Here is a 25,857-nt window from a genome sequence, read left to right as displayed (position 1 = left end):
ACGACCGGCAACCCCGCAGAACCTACCCCCTGTCCAACATCGTCAGCAGTCGCCGCGCATCCCAGGCCTCGCGCAGGAGCAGGCCTTCGTCGAGCAGCCGCTGAAAGCCCGGTTCGTCGAGCGGGGCGGCGAAGAGATAGCCCTGGCCGACCGAGCAGCCCAGCGCCAGCATGATCGCACGCTCGGCCTCCGTCTCGATCCCCTCGGCGACGACGCGGATGTCGAGCGCGGCACCGAGCTTGATGATGCCTTCGACGATGACCCGCTTGGCCACGCTGTGCGCGAGGTCGTGCACGAAGCTGCGATCGACCTTGATCTCGCTGAGCGGGAAGCTCTCCAGATAGCGCAGGTTGGAGTAGCCGGTGCCGAAATCGTCGATCGAGATGCCGACTCCCATGTGCCGCAGATCTTCGAACGCGCGGCGGATGTTCGCCGGTTCGGGGATCATCAGATTCTCGGTGAGTTCGAGCGTGAGCCACTCCGCGCGACACCCGGTCGCGTCGAGCACCTGCCGCACCACGGCGACCATGTCGCGCTGCATGAACTCCATCACCGATACGTTGAGCGAGAAGCGGATCGGGGTGTGGCGGCACTGATTGACCTGCACGGCATGGGCGGCGAGCATCTGAAGACCCCAGGCGCCAATGTCGAGGATCGCCCCGGTTTCCTCCGCGATTCCGATGAAGCGGGCCGGCGGCTGCAGTCCGAAGGCGCCGTGGTTCCAGCGCAGCAGCGCCTCGGCCCCGACCAGCTCGCCGGTGGCGAGATCGACCTGGGGCTGGTAGTGAAACAGCAGCTCCTGATTGGCGGCAGCCATGCGCAATTCGCTGGCCAGCCGGATGCGGTTGCGCGCATCGCGCTCGTCCGCATCGACAAAGGCATGGGGCGGGTAGCCGGGGGTGGTCTTTGACCGCTGGAGCGCCGCACCGGCCTGTCGCACGAGCGCGCGCGGCTCCGCGCCGGCCGAGCCCAGCGTATAACCGGCGGCGAACTGGACCGCGAGCGATGCGCCAGGCAGGACGAAGCGCGGCTTGAGCAGTTCGACGATGTCGTCGACCACGCCGGCGGCGCGGCGCGGATCGTCCAGTTCGAACGCGAGCGCGAAACTGTTGCTGCCGATCCGCGCCACGGCCGCCGCCGGGAGCGTCGCCAGCCGCGCGGCGGCCGAGCGAATGAGCGCATCGCCGACGTCGTAGCCGAAGCCGTTATTGACGTCGTGGAACCGGACGATGTCGGTCTTGACCACCAGCACGGCGCCGGTCGCCGACGCGGTCAGCCCGGCGATCCGGTCGAGCAGCCCATAGCGGTCGAACAGGCCGGTGAGGCGGTCGATGCCCGCTTCATGCGTCACGTCGCGGATCAGGCCGACGAAATGGGTGACCTGCCCGCTATCGTCGCGCAGCGGAAGCAGGCGCAGTGCACTGCGGAACATCGTACCGTCGCGGCGGTAGTTGCGGATCGTCACCGCGCACGGACGGCCATCGGCCAGCGCGTCGCGGATTTCGGCGATCTCGGGCTGAAGCCGGTCGCTGCCCTGAAGATAGCGACAATTCTTGCCGATCGCCTCCTCGGCGGAATAGCCGGTGATCGCCGTGAAGGCGGAGTTCACCGCCACGATCGGCTGGCCGCGCATGCGCATGTCGGCGACCATCACGCCGTCCGTGCACTGCGCCACCGCGAGTGCGGCGGCGGACGCCGGGGGTGGCGACACCACCTCCGGCACCGTCACGGGCACCGCTGCGCGCCGGCTGTTCCAGAATTTCATCGCCGCGTTCCCTGCGTTGCGAAGCGCCCGACCCGGTTCAAGACAACAGCATGTCGAGCGGCACGAGCCCGGCCACGAACGCGATCTGCATCGCCTGCGCCAGGGTGCGTACATTGAGCCGGGTCATCATTCCGGCGCGATAGAGTTCGACCGTCCGGGGGCTGAGGCCCAGCGTATGCGCGATCTGCTTGTTGCTGCGACCGGCGGCGAGCCCGGTGAGCACGTCGCGCTGGCGGGGGGCAAGATTTTCGACCCGGGCGCGGCATTGCGCGACGAGCAGCGCATAGGCCGCATTCGCGCTGCGGCCAGCCGATGCGGCTCGCCTCGACGTTTTCGGGGTGGGACGGGTTGCAATTTGCTCGGCGCGTTGAACGTGCATGGCATGACCTCCGGCCCCGAAGTTGCGGCCATGGGGCTGGCGCTTCAACGGCGAGGGGGCGGCGGTTCAGGACATAATGGCGGCGCTTTTGTCGCCTTGCCCTGTGGTCTGGAACCGCAGGCGATATTGGAGCGGCGCGACGCCGATCCGGCGCAGAAAGGCTCGGCGAAGCGTGGTCGTCGATCCGAAGCCCGCGGCGTGGGCGATTGCCTTGATTGGCGCGTCGCTCTCCTCGAGCAACCGCCGCGCGATATCGATCCGGGTGAGTTCGACATAGGCGGCGGCACTCGTTCCGAGCTGTTCGCGACACAGCCGCGACAGATGCCGCGGGCTGGTCCCGGCGACGGTCGCCAGCGCGGCGAGATCCAGCGGCGCGCGGGGGTTTTCGAGAATATGCAATCGCACCTTGTCAAGCGGACGGGTGCCGGCGCTCTGCGCGGTCAGCGCGTCGCTGAATTGCGACTGGCCGCCGGGGCGCTTCAGAAAGACGACCAGTCGGCGTGCTGCATAGAGCGCGAGCGCGCGGCCGTGATCCTCCTCGATTAGCGAGAAGGCCAGGTCGATCGCTGCGGTCACTCCGGCCGAACTGAACACTGGCCCATCGCGGACGAAGATACGGTCGGGTTCGACATGGATATCGGGGTAAGCAAGCGCGAGGTGGTCGGCATATTGCCAGTGCGTGGTGACACGCCGCCCGGACAGCAGGCCCGCATCGGCGAGCAGGAACGCCCCGGTGCAGGTCGAGCCGTAACGCCGTGCCGTGCGCGCCTGCCTGCGCAACCAGTCCGCGACCGCGGCGTTCGGCGCGCGCGGAACCCCAAAGGGACCAATCACGATCAAAGTATCGCTAGGCTCCGTCGCCTGTTCGACCCCTGCATCGGGAAGCACCGTGGAGCCGGACGCGCATTTCAGCGGAGTGCCGTGTTCGGTGACCAGGCGAACAATGTAGGGCGGCCGGGATTGCAGCTTGCAGTTCGCCTCGAACAACGCGTCCTGAACGCCGGCGATCTCCAGCAAATGCGCATTGAGCGGAGCAAATATGGTGACGAGCACGGCTTTTGAAGCCTCCTGAGCGATCGGCGGCGCCGATCGTTCACACTATACGCCCCAAATACCCGCGATCCAACGCAGCGCTGGTGCTGATCGCTCGGAAGGGGAGATGGATGACCAATTGCGGGTCGGTGCAGCTGACAGCCGCCGTCCGGCAACCGGCCGCATTCCCGCTTCGCCCCCCTTTCCTACAATCCCCGATCCGGCATATCTCGTCCGTCCCTTGTCGCACCGCCGGGACGCCCCATGCCGCTCTCCCATCCCCTCGCCCGCAGCCTCGTCGGCACCCCCACGCGCACCTTTCACCCGCGCATGACACATGCCTCTTTTCGTCAGGTTCCCCACCAAACACTGTCAGGCACTGTCCGCCCGCAACCGCGTGACTTCGCCCCCGCGTTCCGCTATTGTTCCGCCATGCCCGACCCGGCGTTCCTCGATCTTCCGCCCCGCCCGCTGCGCTGGCTCTATCTCGATCTCAACAGCTATTTCGCGGCGGTCGAGCAGCAGCTGAACCCCGATCTGCGCGGGAAGCCGATCATCGTCGCCCCGGTCGCCAGCGACACCACCGTCGCCATCGCCGCATCGGTTCAGGCCAAGAAATACGGCATCCGCACCGGCACCCCGGTGTGGGAGGCGAAGCGGCTGTGCCGCGACCTGATCGTCACCCCCGGCCAGCACGAGAAGTACGTCGAGTTTCACGAGGCGATCGTCGCCGAGATCTGGAAGCACATCCCCGTCACCGCCGTCTGCTCGATCGACGAGGTCGCGTGCCGTCTCCTCGACAACGAAAACGACGCCGAAACCGCGATGGCGCTCGCCCGGCGGATCAAGGCGGGGATCAGGGCGAATGTCGGCGAATGCCTGACCAGCTCGGTCGGCATCGCGCCCAACCGGCTGCTCGCCAAGCTCGCCAGCGACATGCAAAAGCCCGACGGCCTGACCGTGCTGACCCAGGACATGCTCCCCCACCGCCTGTTTGACCTCAAGCTGCGCGACATCGCGGGGATCGGCGCGAAGATGGAAAAGCGGCTAGCGCAGCAGGGCATTCTCGACATCGGCCAGCTCTGCGAACGCCGCCCGCGCGACGCCGGGTCGGCGTGGGGCGGGGTCAATGGCGACCGGCTCTGGTATCTCCTCCACGGCTTCGACCTGCCCGAAAAGCCGACCCAGAACCGGACCATCGGTCACAGCCACGTTCTGTCGCCGCGAAAGCGCGGCCTCGAACCCGTCCGCCTCACCGCGCGCCGCCTCGCGCTCAAATCCGCCAGCCGCTTGCGGCGCAAGGAATATGTCAGCCGCCTGCTGGTGCTCCATGCGAAATTCGAAGACGACAAATCCACCTGGCGCACCTCGATCAAACTGCCCGCGACGCAGGACAGCTTCACCGTCCTCGCCGCGCTCGACGCGATCTTCCCCCGGCTGGCCGAGGCGGGGCGCACCCGTCCCGGCGGCTTCGCGATCCGCTTGATCGGTGTGACCCTGGCGGAAATCGCACCACTGGGCGCGGCGCAGGAATCGCTGTTCGGCGCGCTCGACCCCAACGACCCGCTGGCGCGCGAAACCCGGACGCTGTCGCTCAGCAAGGCGATGGACCGAATCAACGAGAAATTCGGGCGGCACGCAGTGTCGGTGGGGCCAATGGACGGCAGCCGCACCGATCGCGTCGGCACCAAGATCGCCTTTGGTCGAATCCCGGATCTGGACGAGTTTCACGAGTGAAATCCGCATGAAACATGATATTGTAACGATGCGACGCAATATGCGTTGGGGCACTGTTATCCGTTATATCTTGACCGCCGATGTTGCGTGCGCAAAGGGATCACTCGCTATGAACATGCGTCTCCTCCCCGCCGCTGCGGTCGCGCTGCTCGCGTTGTCCGCTTGTAATCCCGAACCCGAAGTGATCAGCGAACGTGCGCCCGATCCGATGGAATCGCAGCTCGCCAATGCTGCGCCCGTCGAACTGCCGCCGGCGATCAAGGCGAGCGTGTCGATGCGCTGCCAGCCCGGTAACGCATTGGTCTTCGCCGAGTTCTTCCAGGGCGACAAGCTGGTCCGCCTCCGCACCGAAAAGGGCGGCACGCCGACCGACCTCAAGGCACCCGAAGCCGGCCAGCCCTTCGTCGCCGACGGCGGCTGGAAGCTGACCGGCAGCTCGGCATCGGCCACGGTCGAAATCCCGGGCAAGGGCACGCTCAGCTGCAAGGGCTGATCGCGACATCTCCGAATTCAACGAAAGAGCCGGAGAAATCCGGCTCTTTTTTTGTAGTCGATGTCACACCCGGCGCTGCTGCCTCGTCATGCTCATGCAACCCAACAAGGAGCATGACCATGACCGCCAAACTCGACCCCTTCGCCGCAGCGCCCGCCGTGATGAAACCGTGGTTCGCCGCCTCCACCGCGATCGCCGCCAGCCTCGAGCCCGCACTGATCGAACTGGTCAAGATCCGCGCCTCGCAGATCAACCGCTGCGCCAACTGCCTCAACATGCACACCGCCGAAGCCCGCGCCAAGGGCGAGAGCGAGCAGCGCATCTACCTCCTCTCCGCCTGGCAGGAAGCCCCCTGCTACACTCCGCGCGAGCGCGCCGCGCTGGGCTGGACCGACGCCTTGACGCGCCTGTCCGAAGGCCACACCCATCGCGAAGCCTATGAGGCGCTGTCCGCGGAGTTCAGCGAGGAGGAACAGGTGAAGCTGACGCTGATGATCAACATCATCACCGGCTGGAATCGCCTCGCGGTCGGCTTCGACCTGTGGATCGAACCCGCCGCTGCCAAGGCCGCGGCGTGACGCCGCACGAGCATCAGGGCGCAGCGGAGTCATTCGATCCGCTGCGCCCCAAACTCATCCGCGTCGCCTATCGCATGCTCGGCTCGGTCGCCGATGCCGAGGATGCGGTGCAGGACGCCTTCATCCGCTGGATGGGCACCGACCGCACGGCAGTACGTGAACCCGAGGCGTTTCTGCGCCGCACCGTCACCCGATTGTGCCTCGACCGGCTCAAATCGGCGCGCCACCAGCGCGAAACCTATATCGGCCCCTGGCTGCCCGATCCGGTGGTCGAGGAAGCACCCGACGAGGATGTGACCCTCCCGCTGATGCTCGCGCTCGAACGCCTCTCCCCGCTCGAACGCGCCGCCTTTCTCCTGCACGACGTGTTCGGCGCGTCGTTCGATGAGGTGGCGGGAACGCTCGACCGCGACGCCGCCGCCTGTCGCCAGCTCGCGGGGCGCGCCCGCGACCATGTCCGCGCCGCGCGTCCCCGGTTCAAGGTGGAGCAGCAGCGCGGGCTGGAGATCGCCAACGCCTTCTTCACCGCAAGCCGCACCGGTGACCTCACCGCGCTCGGCGCGATGCTCGCCGACGATGTCAGCATCCATTCCGACGGCGGCGGCAAGCGTGCGGCGGCGATCCGGCTGGTGCAGGGCATCAAACATGTGATGAAGCTGCACAAATCGCTCGCGGTGCTGTTCCGCAAATATGGCTCACAGCTCATTCGCGCTGGCTTCGTCAACGGCCTTCCCGGCTTCATCACGATGGAAGCAGACGGCGAGATCCAGACCACCGCGCTGGAGATCGAGGGCGACCGGATCGTCGCGATCTACATCACCCGCAATCCCGATAAATTGCGTCACCTGCATTGATCGCGCCTGTCGTCATCTTGTTATCTCTGTCGGGAACAAGGAAGATGGCGCGGATTTTGGCGGGAGGAAGCGGGCGTGGCGACCATCGCGGTGTACAGTCTGAAGGGCGGCGTCGGCAAAACATCGCTTGCGGTCAACCTCGCCTGGTGCGCCGCGACCCGCTCGGCACGCCGCACCCTGCTCTGGGACCTCGATCCGCAGGCAGCATCGACCTTCCTGCTCGGTGGCGGGCGCGGCAAGGCGGTCGCGCAGTCGGTGTTCAGCAAGGATGTCGAGCCGGCAAAGCTGATCCACCTGACCGCGATCGACCGCCTCGACCTTCTCGGCGCCGACGCGTCGTTGCGCGGTCTCGACTTGTTGTTCCATGAACTCGACAAGAAGAAGCGGCTGGCGAAATTGCTCGCCCAGCTCGCCGGCGATTACGACCGCGTCATCCTCGACTGCCCGCCCGGCCTGACCGAGACCAGCGAACAGGTGATGCGCGCCGCCGACCTGATCGTCGTGCCGGTCATCCCCTCCCCGCTGTCGGAACGCGCGCTGGAGGAAGTCGAGCGGCATCTGGGCGGAAAGGCAAAAGTGCCGCTGATGCCGGTCCATTCGATGGTCGATCGTCGCCGTAAGCTTCATGCCGAGGCACTGGAGCGCAACATCGACTGGCCGGTCATTCCGATGGCCAGCCTGGTCGAGGCGATGGCGGTACGCCGCGCCCCACTCGGTGCCTTCGCTCCGCGCAGCCCCGGCGCGATTGCCGTCGATACCCTGTGGCAGGCGATCGAAAAGCGCCTCGCCAAGCCGCGCAAGGCCAGCAAGTGACGCGGCCCACCCCCCCGTGCCAGCGACCTCGACCCCGATCTGGTGCTGCGCGCCTATGCGATGGGTGTGTTCCCGATGTCCGAGCATCGCGACGACCCCAGCGTCTTCTGGGTCGAACCGCGCCAGCGCGCGATCCTGCCGCTCGACGGCTTTCACCTCACGCGCTCGCTGCGCAAGACGCTCTCCGCCGACCGCTTCCGCATCACTGCCGACACCGCGTTCGATCAGGTCATCGCGCTCTGCGCCGAGAGCGCACCTGACCGGCCCGATACCTGGATCAACCCCGCGATCGAACGGGTGTTCGTTGCGCTTCACCGCCGCGGCTTTGCGCATTCGGTCGAATGCTGGGACGGCGACCGCCTCGTCGGCGGGCTCTACGGCCTCGCGCTTGGCCGCGCCTTTTTCGGGGGAGAGCATGGTCAGCCGCGCGCGCGATGCGTCGAAGGTCGCGATCGCGGCCCTGGTCGCCCGGCTGCGCGTCGGCGGCTTCACCCTGCTCGACTGCCAGTTCATGACCGACCACCTGGCCTCGCTCGGTGCGGTGGAGATACCGCGCGACCGTTACCTGTCGCTCTTGTCCGATTCGCTGGGCGAAGGTTCGGCCGGGCTGGCTGCGGGCGCAGGTGCGGCCTCCGTCTCCGCCGATTTCGGCGCGCTCGACCGTTTGGGCGCGTCCGCCGATCCGCCACCGACCACCTCGCCCCCGGTATCGGGGAAGGTCATCGCACAGCTCTTGACCCAGACGTCATAGATCGGGTGCTGCACCACGTTGAGCGCGGGTCGCTCCTTGTACAGCCAGCCTGAAAAGGCGCGGGTGAACTTGCCGTCCGTCCCGCGGATATCGACCTGCGCGAACGCCCCGGTCAGCTGGTCGGTCTCCCACGGCGCGGTCTTTTCGCACGCGCGCAGCCGCACGATGACATCGCCCGCGCGCACCGCCTGGCCAGGCTTGATCGTCAGGTCGCGCGCGACGCCGTTGCGCTTGTTGAGCAGCCCCAGCACCGCCACCCGCTCACCCATCGGCGTCACGCCGACGACCGACGCAGTCGGGGCCGCGTCGACCGCGACAACCTCGGCACCAGCCGCCGTAGTCCCGCCCGCCTTCGGCTGAACCTCAACCATGTCCGCCGCGTCGCTCGCATTCTCCGTCGGCTTTCCGCCGCACGCGGCAATCGCGAGCGGGACCAGGAGCAGCGCGACGGTCCGGGTCCGGCCCATCAGGCGCCGGGGTTCCAGGCTTCGTAGTCGCCGGTCGCACCGATCCGCTGGCCGCCCTTCTCCATCGCACCGGGCGGGCGATAGGCGAGCGCGCTGCCGGTCATGTTCGGCACAGCGGGCTGCTCCCACTGGCGCACCGGGGGCAGCGCCCGATCGGGCACATCGTCGATCTGGTGGTGGAGCCAGCTGAACCATTCCGGCGGCACACGGCTCGAATCGTTGGCCCCCTTGTAGATCACCCAGCGGCGCGGGCGGCCATGCATGTCGGCCCCGCCCTGGTAATACAGGTTGCCGAGCGCGTCCTCGCCAACCTGATCCTTGCCGCGCAGCCCGACCCAGGTGCCAAAGGTGGAGCCGTTCCACCAGGTGAAGATGTTCGCGAAGATACCCATGGCCCGCGCTTTACGCGGCACGCGCGGCGGGGGCAACGGGGGATGCGCAGCGCGCGCCTACCACTTCACCTTGTCCCCCGGCGAAATCCCCAGTTCGGCCGCGCGCCCGCCATTGATCTCCAGCACCGCCGCGACCGGCTCGCCCGACCGCACCGGGTCTTCGGAGAAGGGCACGGTATTCTCCGCGATGGTCGCAATCGTGCCGTCGGCGCGGATGAAGATGATATCGAGCGGACTCGGCGTATCCTTCATCCAGAAGCTCGCTTCTCGCGGACCGCCGCCTTCGGGTGGATAGGGCGCGAACAGCATCCCGCCATCGGCAGGAATATTCGTCCGGAACATCAGCCCCTGTTTCTGCTGCTCCGACGTGCGGGCGACATCGACCTTGAAGACATGCTTTGCCTCGCCCGATTCGATCGTGACGATGGCGCGGGCAGCCTCGGCCTGACCGGCCTTTTCACTCTCGCTCGCGGTGCAGGCAGGCAACAACAGCGCCGCGCCCAGCGCGAGCATCAGCGCCCGGTTCAATCCGATTTCAGGCCGGCTCCACAACGACCGCGAGCGGCCCCTTGTCGCCATCGACGATGCGGGCACGAAGCGGCTGATCGGGTTCAACGTCATAAATCTCCGCGCGGCGCAGGGTTTCCATATGAACGAATATATCCGACGATTCGCCGTCGCGCACCAGAAACCCATAGCCTTTGAGACGGTTGAACCATTTCACCGTCACCGGCTCGAACGGGCCAGCCTCCTCGATCAGCTTGATCCGGTCGATCCGGTCGCCCCCGCCGGGGCGCAACCGCACCGGCTCGACCACATCGGTCAGGTCAATCGACAGGATTTCGCGCGCCTGCAGGCCGCGCTCGCGCTGCACCACCAAACATTCGACCCGCGCGCCTTCCGGCAGGCTGCGGCGTCCATGCGGCTGGAGCACGGAAAAATGGATCAGGATGTCGCCTGCCTCGGTGTCGTCCGCGACGATGAAGCCAAAGCCGCGAGTCACGTCGAACCATTTGACGGTGCCCCAATAGCGCGTTTCGTCTGGCTCAGGGACGAGCACGGGCATGGCCGCCGGGACGGCCACCTCCCCTTCAATGCTCGACACACGCTGCGGGTCGGCTCGCATTACAGTATTTCCCCCTGACCGCAGACATTAACACAGCATTTCCGAAAGGCGCGAATCCTTTGTGATTAACGGTCGTGGAGCAGGAAATCCGTGTCGTCCCCCGGCTGCATCCCGGCAATTCGCCAGGCGAGTCCCGGCGCGTGACCCGCACGCACCATCGCCGCGACCTGTTTGGCGATCCGGTCGCGGTCGGCGGGCTCTGCGGCAAAGGGACCGATTCGCTTGCGACGGGCAAAATCGATTGCGCTTTGTCCGGTGCGTGCATCGACCTGTGGCGCGATCGCCTCGGCATCCTCCGCCTGCACCCCGGCATGGCGTAGCGCCTCCCCAACCCGACGCGCGCCCAGCCCCCGACGCGCCATCGCCGCCGCCTTGCTTTCGGCATAGAGCCGGTCGTTCACATAACCGAGCTCGGCAAAGCGTTCGGCGATTTCGGCGGGGTCCGGAGGCGTTCCGTCATAGCCGCGCTCGCGGATTTTTCGGACCAGATACGCGGTCAGCTTGCCGCGAGTCGTTGCGAAGCGCTCGACATAGCGCAGCGCCAGCCGGTCGAGCGATCCGCGGTCCAATGGCGGGATGGGGCGACGTGGAGAACGCATGCGCCTTGTTTGTGCCACACTGCCAACCGAATTTGAACGACAGTGCGTAGCAGAGCCGCCCGCGTTTCTGATGTGGGGCCTATCGTCGATGACGGGCGGGTGGCCTGACACGATCAGGGGGCACGGATTTTAGGATATGGCTTTGGACGTCAAGGATCAGGTCGAAGCGAAAGGCGCCACGATGCAGCCGACCCCGACCGAATGCACGTTACCCCGTCGACTGGCGGAATTCGCCACGCTCGGCGATGCGCTGGACTATGCCGCGCAGGGTAGCCGGGGGCTGAACTTTCACGATGCTCGCGGCACGCTGACCCGCCCCTATCCGTTCCGCGAAATGCGCGACGATGCGCTGGCCCAGGCGCGTCGCCTAATCGCAGCGGGCGTAAAGCCGCAGGACCGCATCGCGCTGATCGCCGAAACCGGCACCGACTTCGCTTCGCTGTTCTTCGGCGTCATCTATGCCGGCGCGTGGCCGGTGCCGCTCCCACTGCCCACCAGCTTCGGCGGCAGCCAGCATTATATCGACCAGCTTTCGGTCCAGCTCGAAAGCTGCGACCCGTCGATGCTGTTCTATCCGGCCGAATTGTCGGCGATGGCCGGCGAAGCCGCGCGCCTCAAGGGCGTCGAGGGCATCGACTGGGAAAGCTTCGCGACCCGCGAAGCCCCCGACGTCGAACTGCCCCAGGCCGACACCAACGACATCGCCTACCTCCAGTACAGCAGCGGCTCGACCCGCTTCCCGCACGGCGTCGCGATCACCCACCACGCGCTGCTCAACAATCTGTCGGCGCACAGCCACGGGATGAAGCTGGAGGACAGCGACCGCTGCGTCTCGTGGCTGCCCTGGTATCACGACATGGGGCTCGTCGGCTGCTTCCTCTCGGTCGTCGCCAATCAGGTGTCGACCGACTACCTCAAGACCGAGGATTTCGCGCGGCGTCCGCTCGCCTGGCTCGACCTGATCACCCGCAATCAGGGCACGACCCTCTCCTACTCGCCGACCTTCGGCTACGACATCTGCGCGCGCCGCATGTCGAGCCAGACCAAGGCGTCGGAACGCTTCGACCTCAGCCGCTGGCGGGTCGCGGGCAATGGCGCCGACATGATCCGTCCCGACGTGATGCAGGCGTTCGTCGATGCCTTTGCCGATGCCGGGTTCAAGGCCAGCGCCTTCCTGCCCAGCTACGGCCTTGCCGAAGCGACGCTCGCCGTGTCGATCATGCCCCCGGGTGAGGGCATCGTGGTCGAACTGGTCGAGGAAACCCAGCTGTCGGGCGGCGTCAACGGCGGCGATCGCCCCCAGCGCTATCGCGCGATCGTCAATTGCGGCAAGGCGGTCAAGGACATGGAGATCGAGATCCGCGAGGAGGACGGCACCCCGCTGCCCGACCGCGCGATCGGCAAGGTCTGGTGCCGCGGCCCCAGCGTCATGGTCGGCTATTTCCGCGACCCCGATTCGACCGCCGCCTGCATGAAGGACGGTTGGCTCGACACCGGCGACATGGGCTATATGTCCGAAGGCTATATCTACATTGTCGGCCGGGCGAAGGACATGATCATCGTCAACGGTCGCAACCACTGGCCGCAGGACATCGAATGGGCGGTGGAACAGCTCCCCGCGTTCAAGCAGGGCGACGTCGCGGCCTTTGCGATCACCACCCCGGGCGGCGAGGAAACCCCCGCCGTGCTCGTCCAGTGCCGCACCAGCGACGACAGCGAGCGCCAGAAGCTGCGCGAGGAAATCCGTGAACGCGTCCGCGCGGTGACCGGCATGAACTGCGTGATCGAACTGATCCCGCCACGCACCCTGCCCCGCACCAGCTCGGGCAAGCTCAGCCGCGCCAAGGCGCGCAACCAGTATCTCAACGGCGAGATCAAGCCCTACAGCATCGCCGCCTGATCCCTTACCCCCTTCCTGCACGGGAGGGGGAAACGGGAGCGCCTCCCCCTAACCCCCTTGAGAGTCACGCCAAACTGGCGGAAATTTTTTCCGCCACCCCCGCGAACTCTAACGGATCGCTAACCTCCACCCCGGTAATCTGCCCGGGTGACGAGCCAGACCACCTCCCAGTTCGCGCGGCCGCGCATCGACATGCGCGCGCTGCTCGGCCTTTATGACCCAGCGGATACCACCGACTGGGGACCGATCCGTGCTGCGCAAATGAATGCGGGCAGCCAGCTCGCGCTGTTCATGCTCGCCGCCAATGTGCTCGGCGCGACGCTGATCGTGCTCAACTTCTCCAGCCTGGTCCCGCTGTGGAAGCTCGCCAGCTGGGGTGCCCTGGTCGCTGCAGTCGGCGTCGCGGTCGCCTTCCGCCGCCTCGCCGTGCGTCACCGCACCGAACGCACCGCCAGCTTGCGCGACGTGCGCGACACGATGCTCGACGGCATCGCACTCGGCGCGGTGTGGTCGATCGCGCCCTTGCTGTTCGGCTCCTTCGCCAATGCCGAGGCCGCGACCGGACTGTGGATCGTCCTGTCGATTCTCATGGTCGCCTCCTCCGTCGCGATGGCCGCATTGCCGCTCGCGACGATCAGCTTCCTCGTCGTGCTCGGCAGCGCCAATGCCACCGCACTTGCCCTGACCCAATCGCCCGCGCTCGGTGCCGCGACCCTGCTCTTCACCCTCCTGCTCGTCATCGCCTGCTATGCCCGCGGCAAGGCGCTGGTCGTCATTCGCGCCAACGAGATCGCGCTCAGCGAACGCGACGAAACAGTGAGCCTGCTGCTGCGCGAGTTCGAGGACAAGAGCGCCGACTGGCTGTGGGAGACCGACGCCCAGCGCCGCGTGTTCCGCGCCAATCCCCGTTTCGCCGTCTCGCTCGGGGTCGATCCCAAGGCGATCAACGGCATGCCCTTCCTTCAGGTGCTCGCCGGCTCGGCCTGGGAAAGCGGCAATTTCTCGCAAGGGCTGCGCGACCTCGCCGAATCGCTCAAGAAGCGCGAGCCGTTCCGCGACATCCTCCTGCCCGTCATCGTCGATGGCGAAGAACGCTGGTGGGAGCTGACCGGCTCGCCCCGCTTCAATGAAGAGGGCGGCTATATCGGCTTTCGCGGGGTCGGCTCCGACGTCACCGAAGCGCGCGAATCGGCGAACAAGATCAGCAAGATGGCGCGCTACGACACGCTCACCGGCCTGCCCAACCGCCTGCTGATCAACGAAGCGCTGGCGACCGCAATGGCCGAGGCGGACAAGTGGAACGCGCGCTGCGCCTTCATGATGATCGACCTCGACCGGTTCAAGGCGGTCAACGACACGCTCGGCCACCCGGTCGGCGACCGGTTGCTGATGCGCGTGTCCGAACGCCTCAAAAAGCTGATGACCCCCAATGAGACGATCGGACGCCTGGGCGGCGACGAGTTCGCCGTGGTGGTGCGCGATGCCAATGACGCGGTTGCAGTCGAGGCGCTGGCCCGGACGATCATCGACGTCCTGTCCGCCCCCTATGACGTCGATCACCACACCCTCTATATCGGTGCCAGCGTCGGCCTCGCGTTCGGACCGCGCGACGGGCGTACTGCGGAAATGCTGATCCGCTCCGCCGACCTCGCCCTGTATCGCTCGAAGGACGCCGGCGGCGGCAATTTCCACTCCTACGAACCCCAGCTCCATGTCGAGGCAGAGGAACGCCGCGTCCTCGAGATCGCGCTGCGCGCCGCGGTTGAGAACGACGAGCTGCACCTCCTCTACCAGCCCGTCGTCCAGGCCGGCACCGGCGCGCTGATGGGATTCGAAGCGCTGCTGCGCTGGACCCACCCCGAACTGGGGCCGATCTCCCCGGTCAAGTTCGTCCCGCTCGCCGAGGATGCGCGCCTGATCGCCCCGATCGGCGAATGGGTGCTGCGCGCGGCCTGCATCGAGGCGGCGAAATGGGACGACCCGATCCGCGTCGCGGTCAATGTCAGCCCCGAACAGCTCCACAACGCCAATTTCGCGCCCTTCGTGGCCAAGGCGCTCAAGGAAAGCGGCCTCCACCCCAGCCGCCTCGAGCTCGAAGTCACCGAAAGCGTGTTCATGCGCGAAGGCACCGCCGCGGTTCAGACACTGGAGGCGATCCTCGACATGGGCGTCCGCCTCAGCCTCGACGATTTCGGCACCGGCTATTCCTCGCTCGGCTACCTCAGCCGTACCCGCTTCAGCTCGATCAAGATCGACCGCAGCTTCGTCCAGGGCGCGTCGAAGGGCCAGAAGGAGGCGATCGCCATCATCCGCGCCGTCGTCGCGCTCGCCCAGAGCCTCGGCATGGCCACCACGGCGGAAGGCGTCGAAACCGAGGACGAGCACCGGCTGATCCAGTCGCTCGGCTGCACCAAGGTCCAGGGCTATTATTTCGGCCGCCCCCTCCCCGTCGCCGAAGCCCGCACCCTCGCCACCCGCGACAGCCAGCACGACGCGGTCCGCGTGGCGTGACCTATCTCCCCTCTCCCCTTCAGGGGAGAGGGTGGCCGAGCAAAGCGAGGCCGGGAGAGGGGCAGTCCGGTAGGCAAATCCCAAACCCCAAGCCCCCTCTCCCCAACCCTCTCCCCGCAAGCGGAGAGAGGGAGCAGCCCCCCAACATACCCCCTTGCAATGTTGGATTTGGTTTCGGAACACTGGCCAGTGACCGGACCCCGCCCCTTCAACCGCCGTCAGGCGCACGAGAACGCCGCATTCCTCGCCGCGCTGCGCCGCACCGGCAATGCGCGCGAGGCAGCGCGCAGCCTCGGCTTCCACCGCTCGACCATGACCAAGCGTCGTGCCCGCGACCCCGCCTTCGCCGCCGAATGGGACGCCGCACTCGTCTTCGCCCATGCGAACCTCAACACAGCCGGGCAGCAACCCGACACCAGCGAACCCCGCGCGGTCCGCACCGCATCAAGCCGCATGCAGCTGCGCGCCCTCCCTGCCCGCGCGCTCGACCGCGCCGCCGAACAGGCGTTCCTCTCCGCGCTCAGCGCCACCGCCAACGTCCGCCTCTCCGCCGCAGCCGCCGGCTTCAGCCACTCCGCCTTCTACGCCCGCCGCCGCCAGAGCCCCGCCTTCGCCCGCGAGATGCAGCTCGCGCTCGAAACCGGCTATGAGCGCGTCGAACTGGCGCTGATGGAGGCCGCCTTGGCATCCAGCTATCGCGACGACGCCTGGCGCCACAATGATCCCCCGGCGATCCCCAGCATGACCGCGGACGAGGCGATGATGCTGCTCCGCCTCCACCACCAGAGCGTCCGCCTCCAGGAAGAACCCCCCGCACCTCAAGCGCCGCCGCGGCGAAAGCAGCGAAGCGCACAGCTACCGCCTGTCCGAAATGTACAAGGCCCGCCTGCAACGCGCCCGCGACGCCTTCGACGTGGCCGAAGCCGAACGCCGCTCCGCAACGGCGGCGACCAGCGAAAGCCCGTTTGAGGAGCCGTTCCCGACGCTACCGGCGCTCGATCAGGTCAAGGGGTGGCGGAAGGGGAAAGGGTGAGCCTCGCTTCGCTCACCCCAATTTCTAAGATCTTTCATACCTTAGCGGCATTTAGTGCGACCCTTGGGGCTACTATGTTGTACCTCCTTGCGATGTTTGAACTAAGCGTCGAAGTCGAGCGTCATATGGCGAGGTGGGGAGGCAGTCATTTATGCCAGCAGCGGGTTTGAACGACTCTTTTTCCGAGGAAGGTCTCTGGTGGCTGGAGGGTGACGACAAGAATCAGGTCCCCGGCACCCTGTCCTTCGATCTTGAGGATGGTCCGGTCCTCAAGTTACTCGGGACGCTCCAAGACTTCGTAACGGCATTCAACGCATCGCTATCCGGCGACAGCGAGAATCTAACGATTCACGGTGTCACAAAGAAGGGGAAGCCCGTTACCCTCCTCCGAGCTTTCAGCACAAATCGGCAGATGAACATGCCGGGCATCGCGAACGAGACATGGAACTCGAACATGCTTCTCGTGGGGTGCCACCTGTCGAAGAGCGACGATGCGATATTTTCAAAATCCTACTTGCGCTTTCAAGAAATCGAGAAATGGTTGGAGCACAATCCATTCACTTTTTCGTTCGAAACGGAGAGCAAAGTTGCGACATTGCGCGCTGAGAAGCCGCGCGAGATCTACTTCGCAACGGTCGATGATTTTGAAATAACCACGGTGGGCAATCTCTACTCGAACAATGATATCGACACTCGATACTCGATTGAAGTCTTGAGCCAGATGGGCATTAGACCAACGGAGGCAAAGTCACTTGACTGGCACCTCAACCGCGCGGTCCGCATTCAAGGTCTCGCATCACTCTGCTCGGGTTACCATCTTCCACTACTCTCCTTGGAGTTGCGGGGTCCCGACGTAGAGGTTGGGATTGGCGAAACGATGACCTGCGAGGTCCATGTCTACGCCCGGATGCAGCACCCGGTCGCAGACAAATGGCGGCGGCACGACAAACCGATTGTCTCGGGGCCCGAACTGTTGAGATTCAATCCTGACGCGGCAGCGGTATGGTTTAGTGAGCACGAGAATCTAGGTTCGGCGCTTGACCTGCTCTTCACGATCAAAGGGCAGCGCCAGATGTATACTAACGTCCGCTTCATTCTTGCGGTTCAGGCGCTTGAGGTCTTTCACCGAAGGACCTCAGCGCAGACCGTCATGGACCAAGCCAACTTCGAGAAAGTTCGGGAAGAGTTGATTGCCGCGATACCAGATTCAGCCACGAAGGAAATGAGAGAAAGACTCATTCAGAGCTACAGATTCACGAACGAGCCGAGTTTGAGCCAGCGCCTTAAATCTATAGCCAGGACGATCAAAGATGAGTTCGGAAAACTTCCTCCCGCGTTAAATAAGAGCTTTATTAAACAGTTAGTCGACACCAGAAACTACTACACCCATTTCTCGCCTGACCTCGAGGAAAAGAAGCTAGACGGATCGGGAATGTATTGGGCAAGCCGCCGCATCATAGTACTGCTGACCGTTCTCTTATTGCGTCGTCTCGGCGTTTCGGCTGACGATATAGGGGGTCTCATCCGGCGGCATCGAGAGTTCGCGCAGCTATGGGAGAGCGAGAATGCTCCTTTTTGATGCCACACGACGTTCGTTTGTGTCTGTTATCTGACGGCCTCCTCAAAACCGACCTTCAGACATTTGCCCCAACAAAAAAGCCGGGGCTCCCACCCCGGCTTTCCCGTAACCCACTAATGGTGCGAAGCCTTACTTCGACCGCTCCACCTGATCGAAGTCCAGCTCGACCGGCGTCGCACGCCCAAAGATCGACACGCTGACCTTGACCTTCGACTTGTCGAAATCCAGTTCCTCGACCACGCCGTTGAAGCTTGCGAACGGGCCGTCCAGCACCTTGACCGAATCGCCGATCTCGTAATCGACCTTGATCTGCTGCTTGGGCGCGGCGGCGGCTTCTTCCTTGGTGTTCAGGATGCGCGCGGCTTCGGCTTCGCTGATCGGCTGGGGCTTGCCCGACGATCCCAGGAATCCGGTCACCTTCGGCGTATTCTTGACCAGGTGATAGACGTCGTCGTTCATGCTCAGCTTGGCGAGGACGTAGCCGGGGAAGAATTTCCGCTCCGACTGCACCTTCTTGCCGCGCCGCACTTCGGTCACCGTCTCGACCGGCACCTCGACCGATTCGACCAGCGCGTCGAGGCCCAGCCGCGTCGCATCGGCCAGGATCTGGTCCCGCACCTTGTTCTCGAAGCCCGAATAGGCGTGAATGATGTACCAGCGCGCCGCCATGGAATATTTCCCGTTATCTGGCCGCTCAGCCTGCAAGGCCGAGGAGGAAGTTCACGATCGCGCCGAACAGACGGTCGACGCCAAAGAAGAAGATGCCGAGCAGCGTCGCCATGATGAACACCATGATCGCGGTCATCATCGTTTCCTTGCGGGTGGGCCAGACGACCTTCTTGGTCTCTGCCTGCACCTGGCGCATGAATTCCAGCGGATTGGTCTTCGCCACGTCTGCCTCACAAATAAAATGCCCGGCTTCGGGACAGGTTTCTCCGCCCGGCTCCTACGGTAAGGAACCCGGCGAACCCCATCACGCTGTCGGATTGGGGACGCTATCTAGCGACTGTGCGACAGGGGGGCAAGGGGCTTGGGCGCAACCGATCAAGGGCGCGGCAACATGCCCGGCGATCGTCGGGCGGGGTGGCCCCAATAGCGGAAGCGGGCGGGAGCCAAAGCTCCGCGCCCGCCCCGGTCATCGACCGTCGCCGCGATGCTCAGGGGCTATCGGGCCGGTCGTCTTCAGCCAGTTCGACAATGCCCCATACCGCCAGCACAGTCCCGATCAGCACCGCGACCAGCCCCGGCCCCTGCAGCCCGGCCAGCGCATTGCCGTCCTCTACTGCGGTGGTCGCACGCGCCTGCGCGATGCCATGCGTGAGGCTCAGCGACTGGGCGGGTGCAGCATGGGCGCTCGCGCTCATCAATGCGACGGCGGTCATCGCGGTGGTCATGAATTTCTTCAGCATGGCATTCTCCATCCGGTTTGGGGACGCCACGCGGATTAGCCGCGACGCATCGCCGCAGTCGTCGGTCGGAACCTGACAGCATGCCTCAACGCAGATCGACGACCTCGACGGGGGCAGCGTCACCCGCGCGCCCTGGTCGTCCCAGTGGCGGTGATTGAACACCGCTCCCTCGCGCCGCACCCGTTCGACCTTGGCCGGGTCGATCTCGCCATACACCCAACCCGGCGCATCGACCGCGCCCTGCGCGACCACGCCGTCTTCGGGAAAGCCCAGATCGGGCGGGCCATAGATCCCCGCCGCGCCATGGCTGGTGCCGAGCGAAGGGGTCCATTCGGCGTCCCCCACCACCGGTGCCTGCACGACATAGCATTGGTTTTCCAGCGCCCGCGCCTGCGCCCCCACCCGCACGCGGTAATAGCCGTGCAGCGTATCGGTCGCCGATGGCGCAAGGATCAGGGTCGCCCCCGCCTCCACCTGCGCGCGGACCAGCAACGGGAATTCGACATCGTAACAGATCGCGATCCCGATCCGCCCGAGATCGGTGTCGAACACATGCAGCGGCGATCCCGCGCCGATGTTCCAGATCTCCCGCTCGAACCGCGTCATCACGATCTTGCGCTGCGTGCCCCTCTTCCCGCTCGGCGCGAACAGCCGGGCATGGTTGCGGAACACGCCATCGCCCTCGCGCACCGGCAGGCTCCCGGCGCAGAGATGGATGCCATGCCGCACCGCCAGCTCGCCATGCAGCGCATCGACCCGCTCGACCAGCGACCCCAGCGCCGCGATCGACCCGTGCAGGTCCTCGACGGTCGTCGCATCGAGCGCGGTCAGTTCCATCCCGGCATATTCGGGGAACACCGCGAGCTTCGCCCCGCCCTCCGCCGCCTCGCCCACCCAGCGCGCGATCTTGGCGGCATAGGCATCCCAGTCGGTCAGTTGCTCGACCGGATAGGCGGCGGTGGCAAGGGTGAAGGCGGTCATAGGGCGCGGCTCCAGAATTGCAGCTGATGGGGCGTTTCGCCCGCATCGCCAATGTCCGCCCAGCGCATCGTGCAGACCAGCCCCGGCACTTCGCGATAGCCGCGCGCGGTCCAGAACGCGGCATGGCTGCGCGCACCTTCGGGCCGCATCGGGTGGTCGTCGGGCCGGATCACCGAACAGAAGGTCGCGTGCGCCGCCCCTGCCCGCCGTGCCCCCGCCTCCCGCTGGTCGAAGAACGCATGCCCGATCCCCCGCCCGCGCCATTGCGGCAACAGCACCGATTCGCCGAAGTAAAAGGTCGTGGGGACATCGAACCCGTGCGCCGCGACCGGCTCCAGCACCGCGGCCCCCTGCGCCGCCAGCGGCGACGCGGTTGCCATGCCGATGATGTCATCGCCATCGAACGCCGCGACTAGCACCGCGTGCGGCGCGGCGGCAAAGGCGGCGAGGTATCCGCTCTCATACCCGGCATCGCCGTCGTAAAGGTAAGGCCACTCGCGAAACACCGCGATCCGCAGCCGCGCGAGATCGGCGATGCGGTCCTGCACCTCGCCGGGGCCGAGCGTTCGGACGGAAACGCTCATCCGCCGACCTGGGCGATCCAGTCGGCCAGGTTGTAGTGGACCGACACGCGGGCAATCCGCCCGTCGCGGACCTCGAAGAACGCCCCCGCCGGGAGCACATAGGTCTGGCCGGTCGCCGGGGGCAGCCCCTCATCGGTCGCCAGATATTCCCCGTGCACGACAAACTCCGCCGCCGCGCGCGCGCCGTCCTGCGACGTCATCACCACGATATCCGTCAGCCGCTCGCGATAGCACCGATCCATATGCTTCAGGAAATCGCGGAACGCCGCCTTCCCGCTCTGCCGCCCGCCCTGGTTGATGTCGTGCGCGACATCCTCGGTCAGGCAAGCGAGCATCGCGTCGTGATCGCCCGCGTTGAACGCGGCGTAATAGGATCTGATCAGGCGGCGGGTTGCGTCGGCATCGTGCATCGCCCGCCTATGCGGTCGTCGTCACGGGAAACACAAACAAAAATGGCGGCCTGAGGCCGCCATTTTCACTGACCGAACGGTCGATTGCCGATTACGGCGAATCGGGCGTGTCGTCGAAGATGTTGATCGCGCCGGTCAGCTCCAGGATGGCGACAACCGCGACGATGCCGCCGAGAAGCACCAGCGGGCTGAGCTGGAACTGCTCGTTCTTCTCACCAGTGGCGGTGGTTGCGCGAGCTGCCTGGGCCTTGCTCAGGCTCAGCGACTGCGCCGAGTTCGCCTGCGCGACGGAAACGGAGCTGGCCAGCATCAGCGCTGCAGCGGCGACCTTCATGAACATCTCGAGCACCTCAAAAATTGAACAAGCGCGCTATTTCAGAACTTTGTGTGCGTTGCAATAGAAAAATCGCTAACGAAACAAATTCAGAGCAATGCCACCACGGCAAAGCCGCCGATCAGCGCGGCGAGCACCAGCCAGCCGATCAGGTTCAGCCGCTCCTCCAGCACCTTCTGCACCGGCTCGCCATATTTCTTGAGCAGGAACGCGACGAGGAAGAAGCGCGCACCGCGGGTGATGGTGCACAGCAGGATGAAGATGCCCAGCGGATAGTGCGACAGGCCGCTCGCGATCGTCACCAGCTTGAACGGAATCGGGGTCAATCCTTTGACCAGGATCAGCGCCGCACCCCATTCGGTGTAATAGTGCGTGAACTCCTCGAACGCGCCCTCGCGGAAGAATTCCAGCACCTGATGCGCGAACCCGGTCAGGAAGTATCCGATCGCATAACCGAACAGCCCGCCCAGCACCGACGCGATCGTACAGATCGTCGCGATGCGATACGCCTTGTCGCGCCGCGCCAGCACCATCGGCACCAGCATCACGTCGGGCGGGATCGGGAAAAAGCTGGATTCGGCAAAGCTGACGGTCGCGAGATAGCGGTCGGCATGGCGATGACCGGCCAGCCTCAGCGTCCAGTCATAGAGCGCGCGGAACATGCGGGGCGAAACCTCTGCAAGGGGTCCGGGCGCGCCCGGAGAAGATGGCAGGGGAGCTCGGATTCGAACCGAGGGCCTTCGGTTTTGGAGACCGACGCTCTAACCAGCTGAGCTACACCCCTGTGCGGTGGTGCGCTTTAGCGACGCTTTGGAAATCACACAAGAGCCGCTTGCGACCAAATGCAGAACGGAACATATATAGAACATACGAATTCCAACATTGCAAGCTATAAAGCCCGCGCTTGCCTTCTCCGCGCTTCCCCGTTAAGGGCGCGCGCTTCCACCGGCTACCGTTGGAATTGCGGGAGCATCGGACCACAAGTCCGGGGCGTCTGGACCGCTAAACTTGAACCGGGCGTGGCCGCAAGCCGCGTCCAGCGACAGAGTGAGACACATGGCAAAGAAGATTACGGGCTATATCAAGCTCCAGGTGCCTGCGGGCTCCGCCAACCCCTCGCCGCCGATCGGTCCGGCGCTGGGTCAGCGCGGCGTGAACATCATGGAGTTCTGCAAGGCGTTCAACGCGGCGACCGGCGAAGTCGAGAAGGGCACCCCCCTTCCCACCGTCATCACCGTCTATGCCGATCGCAGCTTCAGCTTCGAAACGAAGCAGCCGCCGGCCACCTACCTCATCAAGAAGGCCGCGAACCTCAAGTCGGGCTCGAAGGAGCCGGGCAAGATCTCGGCCGGCAAGATCAAGCGCTCGCAGCTCGCCGAAATCGCGACCGCGAAGATGAAGGATCTCAACGCCAACGATCTCGATGCCGCGACGCGCATCATCGAAGGCTCCGCCCGCGCGATGGGCCTCGAAGTGGTGGAGGGCTGAACCCATGGCTAAGCAGACCAAGAAGCAGAAGGCCCTGGCCGGCACCGTCGACCGCGAAAAGCTGTACGGCGTCGATGAAGCCATCGCGCTGGCGCAGAAGAACGCGACCGCAAAGTTCGACGAAACGATCGAAGTCGCGCTGAACCTGGGCGTCGATCCGCGTCACGCCGACCAGATGGTCCGTGGCGTCGTCACCCTGCCCGCCGGCACCGGCAAGACCGTGCGCGTCGGCGTGTTCGCCAAGGGCGCGAAGGCGGACGAAGCCCGTGAAGCGGGTGCGGACGTCGTCGGCGCCGAAGACCTGCTCGAGATCGTTCAGGGCGGCAAGATCGAGTTCGATCGCTGCATCGCGACCCCGGACATGATGGGTCTGGTGGGCCGCCTCGGCAAGGTGCTGGGTCCGAAGGGCCTGATGCCGAACCCGAAGCTCGGCACCGTGACCATGAACGTCGCCGAAGCGGTGAAGGCTGCCAAGGGCGGCCAGGTCGAATATCGCGTCGAAAAGGCCGGCATCATCCATTCGGGCATCGGCAAGGCGTCGTTCTCGGCCGCCGACCTGCGCGCGAACTTCGATGCGCTGGTCGATGCGGTGGTCAAGGCCAAGCCGTCGGGCGCCAAGGGCAAGTATCTGCGCAAGGTCGCGGTCTCGTCCTCGATGGGCCCGGGCGTGAAGGTCGACGTCGCCGAGGTCTCGGCGATCTGATCTTCGCAACCCTGCGAAAATCGAAAAGGGCCGGGGAAACCCGGCCCTTTTTTGTTGCTGACGCGCGCACATCGCCCCCCTCGCCAAGTCCACAAAAATGCGCTAGGGGCCGGTCAAATCCCCGCGACAATCCCGGTTTCGACGCGCTGCCCGCGGGGCGCGCGGCATATTTGTGAGCTTGATGCCTTTTTCGCACCTCCCCACCCGCCTCGCCGAGGCGCTGACCCAGCGCGGCTATACCGCGCTCACCCCGGTCCAGGCCGAAGTGACGCAGGACGACGCGCGCGGCCGCGACCTGCTTGTCTCCGCCCAGACCGGCTCAGGCAAGACCGTCGCCTTCGGTCTCGCCATCGCCGATCAGCTGCTCGACGGCGACACCCTCCCCGCCCCCCGGCCTCCCGCTCGCGCTGGTCATCGCACCGACGCGCGAGCTGGCGCTGCAGGTCGCAAAGGAACTCACCTGGCTCTACGCCGCCGCGGGCGCGCGCATCGCCACCTGTGTCGGCGGCATGGACGCCTCGCGTGAGCGGCGCGCGCTGTCGCACGGTACCCATATCGTCGTGGGCACGCCCGGCCGGCTGCGCGACCACCTGGAGCGTGGCGCGCTCGACCTGTCGGGTATCCGTGCCGTCGTCCTCGACGAAGCCGACGAGATGCTCGACATGGGCTTCCGCGAGGAGCTGGAGGCGCTGCTCGACGCCACGCCGTCTGAGCGCCGCACGTTGCTGTTCTCGGCGACCATGCCCAAGCCGATCGTCGCGCTCGCTCGCCGCTACCAGCGCGACGCGCACCGCGTCTCGACCGTGGGCGAGGATCGCGGCCATGGCGACATCAGCTATCAGGCGATCGCCGTCGCCCCATCCGATATCGAGCACGCCGTCATCAACCTGCTGCGCTTCCACGAGGCGGAAACGGCGATGCTGTTCTGCGCGACGCGCGACAATGTCCGCCACCTCCATGCCGGGCTGACCGAGCGCGGGTTCGCCGCGGTCGCGCTGTCGGGCGAGCATAGCCAGAGCGAACGCAACGCCGCGCTTCAGGCGCTGCGCGACCGCCGCGCGCGCGTCTGCGTCGCCACCGACGTCGCCGCGCGCGGCATCGACCTGCCGACGCTGAGCCTGGTCGTCCATGTCGAGCTGCCGCGCGACGCCGAGACGCTTCAGCACCGCTCGGGCCGCACCGGCCGCGCCGGGAAGAAGGGCACCGCCGTGCTCATCGTCCCCTATCCGCGCCGCCGCCGGGTCGAGATGACGCTGAAGCAGGCCAAGATCAACGCCGAGTGGCTGCCGGTCCCCAGCGTCGAGGACATCAAGGCCCGCGACCGCGACCGCCTGATCGAGAAGATCACCGCCCCGGTCGAGCAAGACGAGGACGATCGCGCACTCGCCGCCGAGCTGATGGAAAAGATGACTGCGGAGGATATCGCTGCCGCTCTGGTCCGTGCGCATCGCGCGTCGATGCCCGCGCCCGAGGAATTGATCGACCGCGGCCCGTCCGATCAGCGCGGCCAGGTCCATCGTCCCGGCTTCGACGATACGGTGTGGTTCCGGATGAATATCGGCCGCCGCCAGAATGCCGATCCGCGCTGGATCCTGCCGCTGATCTGTCGTCGCGGCCATGTCACCAAGAGCGAGATCGGTGCGATCCGCATCGGCGCAGGCGAGACGCGCTTTCAGGTGCCGCGCGCGATTGCCGACCGCTTCATGCGCGAAGTCGCCAAGTCGGCAGGTCCGGACGAGGATGTGCTGATCGAGCAGGCCGACGGTCCGCCGCCGCCCGGAACGCGCGGCGATCATGCGCCCAACGATCATCGTCGCCAGCTCAAGCCGCGCGACCATAGCCGCCCGATGCACCGCGCGCGCCCTGCGGGTCCGGGCGGCGGCCAGCCGCCGCGCGCGCCGAAACCCCATCGCGGCAAGCCGCCGAAACGGTGATTTCC

General features: G+C 65.9%; 25 protein-coding genes, 1 tRNA gene and 3 pseudogenes. 13 read left to right on the top strand and 16 right to left on the bottom strand.

What is annotated here, in order from left to right:
- Positions 1-22: 22 nt before the first annotated feature.
- The 3 genes from LRS12_RS13985 to LRS12_RS13975 all read right to left on the bottom strand — a co-directional run bounded on the left by LRS12_RS13985 (position 23) and on the right by LRS12_RS13975 (position 3,197).
- A complete protein-coding gene (locus tag LRS12_RS13985; protein WP_257845066.1) occupies positions 23-1,765 on the bottom strand; it encodes a bifunctional diguanylate cyclase/phosphodiesterase in 1,743 nt (580 codons plus the stop codon).
- Positions 1,766-1,802: 37 nt separating this feature from the next.
- Positions 1,803-2,144 (bottom strand): response regulator transcription factor, encoded by a 342-nt coding sequence (locus LRS12_RS13980; RefSeq protein WP_257845065.1) that lies wholly within the window; start codon positions 2,142-2,144, stop codon positions 1,803-1,805.
- A gap of 66 nt (positions 2,145-2,210) precedes the next feature.
- On the bottom strand, positions 2,211-3,197 hold the full coding sequence (locus tag LRS12_RS13975) for a GlxA family transcriptional regulator (RefSeq protein ID WP_257845064.1): 987 nt from the start codon (positions 3,195-3,197) through the stop codon (positions 2,211-2,213).
- A 411-nt stretch (positions 3,198-3,608) separates the two neighbouring features.
- Here LRS12_RS13975 and LRS12_RS13970 point away from each other — a divergent pair, with 411 nt between their 5' ends.
- The 6 genes and pseudogenes from LRS12_RS13970 (at position 3,609) to aat (ending at position 8,402) form a co-directional block, all read left to right on the top strand.
- On the top strand, positions 3,609-4,913 hold the full coding sequence (locus LRS12_RS13970; protein ID WP_257845063.1) for a type VI secretion protein ImpB: 1,305 nt from the start codon (positions 3,609-3,611) through the stop codon (positions 4,911-4,913).
- A 109-nt stretch (positions 4,914-5,022) separates the two neighbouring features.
- Positions 5,023-5,406, top strand: a complete 384-nt coding sequence (locus LRS12_RS13965; RefSeq protein ID WP_374581034.1) for a hypothetical protein — start codon at positions 5,023-5,025, stop codon at positions 5,404-5,406.
- A gap of 119 nt (positions 5,407-5,525) precedes the next feature.
- Positions 5,526-5,984, top strand: coding sequence for a carboxymuconolactone decarboxylase family protein (locus LRS12_RS13960; protein ID WP_257845062.1), 459 nt, complete (start codon positions 5,526-5,528; stop codon positions 5,982-5,984).
- A complete protein-coding gene (locus tag LRS12_RS13955) occupies positions 5,981-6,838 on the top strand; it encodes a sigma-70 family RNA polymerase sigma factor (RefSeq protein WP_257845061.1) in 858 nt (285 codons plus the stop codon). Before LRS12_RS13960 ends, LRS12_RS13955 begins: the two co-directional genes overlap by 4 nt.
- A gap of 75 nt (positions 6,839-6,913) precedes the next feature.
- Entirely contained in the window at positions 6,914-7,651 is a 738-nt protein-coding gene (locus tag LRS12_RS13950) for a ParA family protein (protein ID WP_257845060.1), read from the top strand.
- 60 nt (positions 7,652-7,711) lie between these two features.
- A pseudogene (aat, locus tag LRS12_RS20055) lies at positions 7,712-8,402 on the top strand (leucyl/phenylalanyl-tRNA--protein transferase).
- 35 nt (positions 8,403-8,437) lie between these two features.
- On the opposite strand, the pseudogene LRS12_RS20050 reads toward aat, so the two are convergent.
- The 5 genes and pseudogenes from LRS12_RS20050 to LRS12_RS13915 form a co-directional block, all read right to left on the bottom strand.
- Positions 8,438-8,671 (bottom strand): annotated as a pseudogene (locus tag LRS12_RS20050) (DUF2155 domain-containing protein); the annotation flags it as partial.
- 197 nt (positions 8,672-8,868) lie between these two features.
- Positions 8,869-9,261, bottom strand: a complete 393-nt coding sequence (locus LRS12_RS13930; RefSeq protein ID WP_257845059.1) for an NADH:ubiquinone oxidoreductase subunit NDUFA12 — start codon at positions 9,259-9,261, stop codon at positions 8,869-8,871.
- A gap of 57 nt (positions 9,262-9,318) precedes the next feature.
- On the bottom strand, positions 9,319-9,774 hold the full coding sequence (locus LRS12_RS13925; protein WP_257845058.1) for a DUF192 domain-containing protein: 456 nt from the start codon (positions 9,772-9,774) through the stop codon (positions 9,319-9,321).
- A 22-nt stretch (positions 9,775-9,796) separates the two neighbouring features.
- The gene (locus LRS12_RS13920) at positions 9,797-10,327 is read right to left on the bottom strand and encodes a cold-shock protein (RefSeq protein ID WP_257845057.1); all 531 of its coding nucleotides are present in this window, start codon (positions 10,325-10,327) and stop codon (positions 9,797-9,799) included.
- A gap of 125 nt (positions 10,328-10,452) precedes the next feature.
- A complete protein-coding gene (locus tag LRS12_RS13915; RefSeq protein ID WP_257845056.1) occupies positions 10,453-10,986 on the bottom strand; it encodes a regulatory protein RecX in 534 nt (177 codons plus the stop codon).
- 136 nt (positions 10,987-11,122) lie between these two features.
- On the opposite strand from LRS12_RS13915, the gene LRS12_RS13910 reads away from it, so the two are divergent.
- The 4 genes from LRS12_RS13910 (at position 11,123) to LRS12_RS13895 (ending at position 18,009) form a co-directional block, all read left to right on the top strand.
- Positions 11,123-12,886, top strand: coding sequence for a fatty acyl-AMP ligase (locus LRS12_RS13910; protein ID WP_257845055.1), 1,764 nt, complete (start codon positions 11,123-11,125; stop codon positions 12,884-12,886).
- Positions 12,887-13,078: 192 nt separating this feature from the next.
- Positions 13,079-15,397: a bifunctional diguanylate cyclase/phosphodiesterase gene (locus LRS12_RS13905; protein ID WP_257845515.1), complete on the top strand. Its 2,319-nt coding sequence runs from the start codon at positions 13,079-13,081 to the stop codon at positions 15,395-15,397.
- A gap of 189 nt (positions 15,398-15,586) precedes the next feature.
- Positions 15,587-16,366 (top strand): hypothetical protein, encoded by a 780-nt coding sequence (locus LRS12_RS13900; RefSeq protein ID WP_257845054.1) that lies wholly within the window; start codon positions 15,587-15,589, stop codon positions 16,364-16,366.
- A 215-nt stretch (positions 16,367-16,581) separates the two neighbouring features.
- Positions 16,582-18,009, top strand: coding sequence for a HEPN domain-containing protein (locus LRS12_RS13895; RefSeq protein ID WP_257845053.1), 1,428 nt, complete (start codon positions 16,582-16,584; stop codon positions 18,007-18,009).
- A gap of 129 nt (positions 18,010-18,138) precedes the next feature.
- Here the strand turns inward: LRS12_RS13895 and nusG are convergent, their stop codons facing one another.
- The 8 genes from nusG to LRS12_RS13855 form a co-directional block, all read right to left on the bottom strand.
- On the bottom strand, positions 18,139-18,678 hold the full coding sequence (gene nusG, locus LRS12_RS13890) for a transcription termination/antitermination protein NusG (RefSeq protein WP_257845052.1): 540 nt from the start codon (positions 18,676-18,678) through the stop codon (positions 18,139-18,141).
- A 25-nt stretch (positions 18,679-18,703) separates the two neighbouring features.
- On the bottom strand, positions 18,704-18,901 hold the full coding sequence (gene secE / locus LRS12_RS13885) for a preprotein translocase subunit SecE (protein WP_257845051.1): 198 nt from the start codon (positions 18,899-18,901) through the stop codon (positions 18,704-18,706).
- A 265-nt stretch (positions 18,902-19,166) separates the two neighbouring features.
- Positions 19,167-20,399, bottom strand: coding sequence for a carbon-nitrogen hydrolase family protein (locus tag LRS12_RS13880; protein ID WP_257845050.1), 1,233 nt, complete (start codon positions 20,397-20,399; stop codon positions 19,167-19,169).
- Entirely contained in the window at positions 20,396-20,983 is a 588-nt protein-coding gene (locus tag LRS12_RS13875; protein WP_257845049.1) for a GNAT family N-acetyltransferase, read from the bottom strand. The genes LRS12_RS13880 and LRS12_RS13875 overlap by 4 nt, the downstream gene beginning before the upstream one ends.
- On the bottom strand, positions 20,980-21,393 hold the full coding sequence (locus tag LRS12_RS13870) for a ketosteroid isomerase-related protein (protein ID WP_257845048.1): 414 nt from the start codon (positions 21,391-21,393) through the stop codon (positions 20,980-20,982). Before LRS12_RS13870 ends, LRS12_RS13875 begins: the two co-directional genes overlap by 4 nt.
- A gap of 91 nt (positions 21,394-21,484) precedes the next feature.
- A complete protein-coding gene (locus LRS12_RS13865; protein ID WP_257845047.1) occupies positions 21,485-21,727 on the bottom strand; it encodes a hypothetical protein in 243 nt (80 codons plus the stop codon).
- A gap of 89 nt (positions 21,728-21,816) precedes the next feature.
- Positions 21,817-22,389: a YqaA family protein gene (locus tag LRS12_RS13860; RefSeq protein WP_257845046.1), complete on the bottom strand. Its 573-nt coding sequence runs from the start codon at positions 22,387-22,389 to the stop codon at positions 21,817-21,819.
- A gap of 45 nt (positions 22,390-22,434) precedes the next feature.
- A tRNA-Trp gene (locus LRS12_RS13855) sits at positions 22,435-22,511 on the bottom strand.
- A 272-nt stretch (positions 22,512-22,783) separates the two neighbouring features.
- On the opposite strand from LRS12_RS13855, the gene rplK reads away from it, so the two are divergent.
- From rplK to LRS12_RS13840, 3 genes and pseudogenes are all read left to right on the top strand, one after another.
- On the top strand, positions 22,784-23,215 hold the full coding sequence (gene rplK / locus LRS12_RS13850; RefSeq protein ID WP_257845045.1) for a 50S ribosomal protein L11: 432 nt from the start codon (positions 22,784-22,786) through the stop codon (positions 23,213-23,215).
- A 4-nt stretch (positions 23,216-23,219) separates the two neighbouring features.
- Positions 23,220-23,918: a 50S ribosomal protein L1 gene (rplA, locus tag LRS12_RS13845; protein ID WP_257845044.1), complete on the top strand. Its 699-nt coding sequence runs from the start codon at positions 23,220-23,222 to the stop codon at positions 23,916-23,918.
- 181 nt (positions 23,919-24,099) lie between these two features.
- Positions 24,100-25,852 (top strand): annotated as a pseudogene (locus tag LRS12_RS13840) (DEAD/DEAH box helicase).
- The last annotated feature ends 5 nt before the right edge of the window (positions 25,853-25,857 follow it).

Origin of the sequence: Sphingomonas sp. J344 (assembly GCF_024700005.1) — a bacterium.
GTDB lineage: Bacteria > Pseudomonadota > Alphaproteobacteria > Sphingomonadales > Sphingomonadaceae > Sphingomonas.
The sequence above is the reverse complement of the archived record's forward strand: the minus strand, read 5'-3'. Positions and strand labels throughout refer to the sequence as shown.

Excerpts from the sequence above, each read along its gene's own strand:
- LRS12_RS13985 (WP_257845066.1), bottom strand. The coding sequence starts at position 1,765 with ATGAAATTCTGGAACAGCCGGCGCGCAGCGGTGCCCGTGACGGTGCCG.
- LRS12_RS13980 (WP_257845065.1), bottom strand. The coding sequence starts at position 2,144 with ATGCACGTTCAACGCGCCGAGCAAATTGCAACCCGTCCCACCCCGAAA.
- LRS12_RS13970 (WP_257845063.1), top strand. The coding sequence starts at position 3,609 with ATGCCCGACCCGGCGTTCCTCGATCTTCCGCCCCGCCCGCTGCGCTGG.
- LRS12_RS13965 (WP_374581034.1), top strand. The coding sequence starts at position 5,023 with ATGAACATGCGTCTCCTCCCCGCCGCTGCGGTCGCGCTGCTCGCGTTG.
- LRS12_RS13960 (WP_257845062.1), top strand. The coding sequence starts at position 5,526 with ATGACCGCCAAACTCGACCCCTTCGCCGCAGCGCCCGCCGTGATGAAA.
- LRS12_RS13930 (WP_257845059.1), bottom strand. The coding sequence starts at position 9,261 with ATGGGTATCTTCGCGAACATCTTCACCTGGTGGAACGGCTCCACCTTT.
- LRS12_RS13925 (WP_257845058.1), bottom strand. The coding sequence starts at position 9,774 with ATGCTCGCGCTGGGCGCGGCGCTGTTGTTGCCTGCCTGCACCGCGAGC.
- LRS12_RS13920 (WP_257845057.1), bottom strand. The coding sequence starts at position 10,327 with ATGCCCGTGCTCGTCCCTGAGCCAGACGAAACGCGCTATTGGGGCACC.
- LRS12_RS13915 (WP_257845056.1), bottom strand. The coding sequence starts at position 10,986 with ATGCGTTCTCCACGTCGCCCCATCCCGCCATTGGACCGCGGATCGCTC.
- LRS12_RS13910 (WP_257845055.1), top strand. The coding sequence starts at position 11,123 with ATGGCTTTGGACGTCAAGGATCAGGTCGAAGCGAAAGGCGCCACGATG.
- LRS12_RS13905 (WP_257845515.1), top strand. The coding sequence starts at position 13,079 with ATGCGCGCGCTGCTCGGCCTTTATGACCCAGCGGATACCACCGACTGG.
- LRS12_RS13895 (WP_257845053.1), top strand. The coding sequence starts at position 16,582 with ATGCCAGCAGCGGGTTTGAACGACTCTTTTTCCGAGGAAGGTCTCTGG.
- nusG (WP_257845052.1), bottom strand. The coding sequence starts at position 18,678 with ATGGCGGCGCGCTGGTACATCATTCACGCCTATTCGGGCTTCGAGAAC.
- LRS12_RS13880 (WP_257845050.1), bottom strand. The coding sequence starts at position 20,399 with ATGACCGCCTTCACCCTTGCCACCGCCGCCTATCCGGTCGAGCAACTG.
- LRS12_RS13875 (WP_257845049.1), bottom strand. The coding sequence starts at position 20,983 with ATGAGCGTTTCCGTCCGAACGCTCGGCCCCGGCGAGGTGCAGGACCGC.
- LRS12_RS13870 (WP_257845048.1), bottom strand. The coding sequence starts at position 21,393 with ATGCACGATGCCGACGCAACCCGCCGCCTGATCAGATCCTATTACGCC.
- LRS12_RS13865 (WP_257845047.1), bottom strand. The coding sequence starts at position 21,727 with ATGAAGGTCGCCGCTGCAGCGCTGATGCTGGCCAGCTCCGTTTCCGTC.
- LRS12_RS13860 (WP_257845046.1), bottom strand. The coding sequence starts at position 22,389 with ATGTTCCGCGCGCTCTATGACTGGACGCTGAGGCTGGCCGGTCATCGC.
- rplK (WP_257845045.1), top strand. The coding sequence starts at position 22,784 with ATGGCAAAGAAGATTACGGGCTATATCAAGCTCCAGGTGCCTGCGGGC.
- rplA (WP_257845044.1), top strand. The coding sequence starts at position 23,220 with ATGGCTAAGCAGACCAAGAAGCAGAAGGCCCTGGCCGGCACCGTCGAC.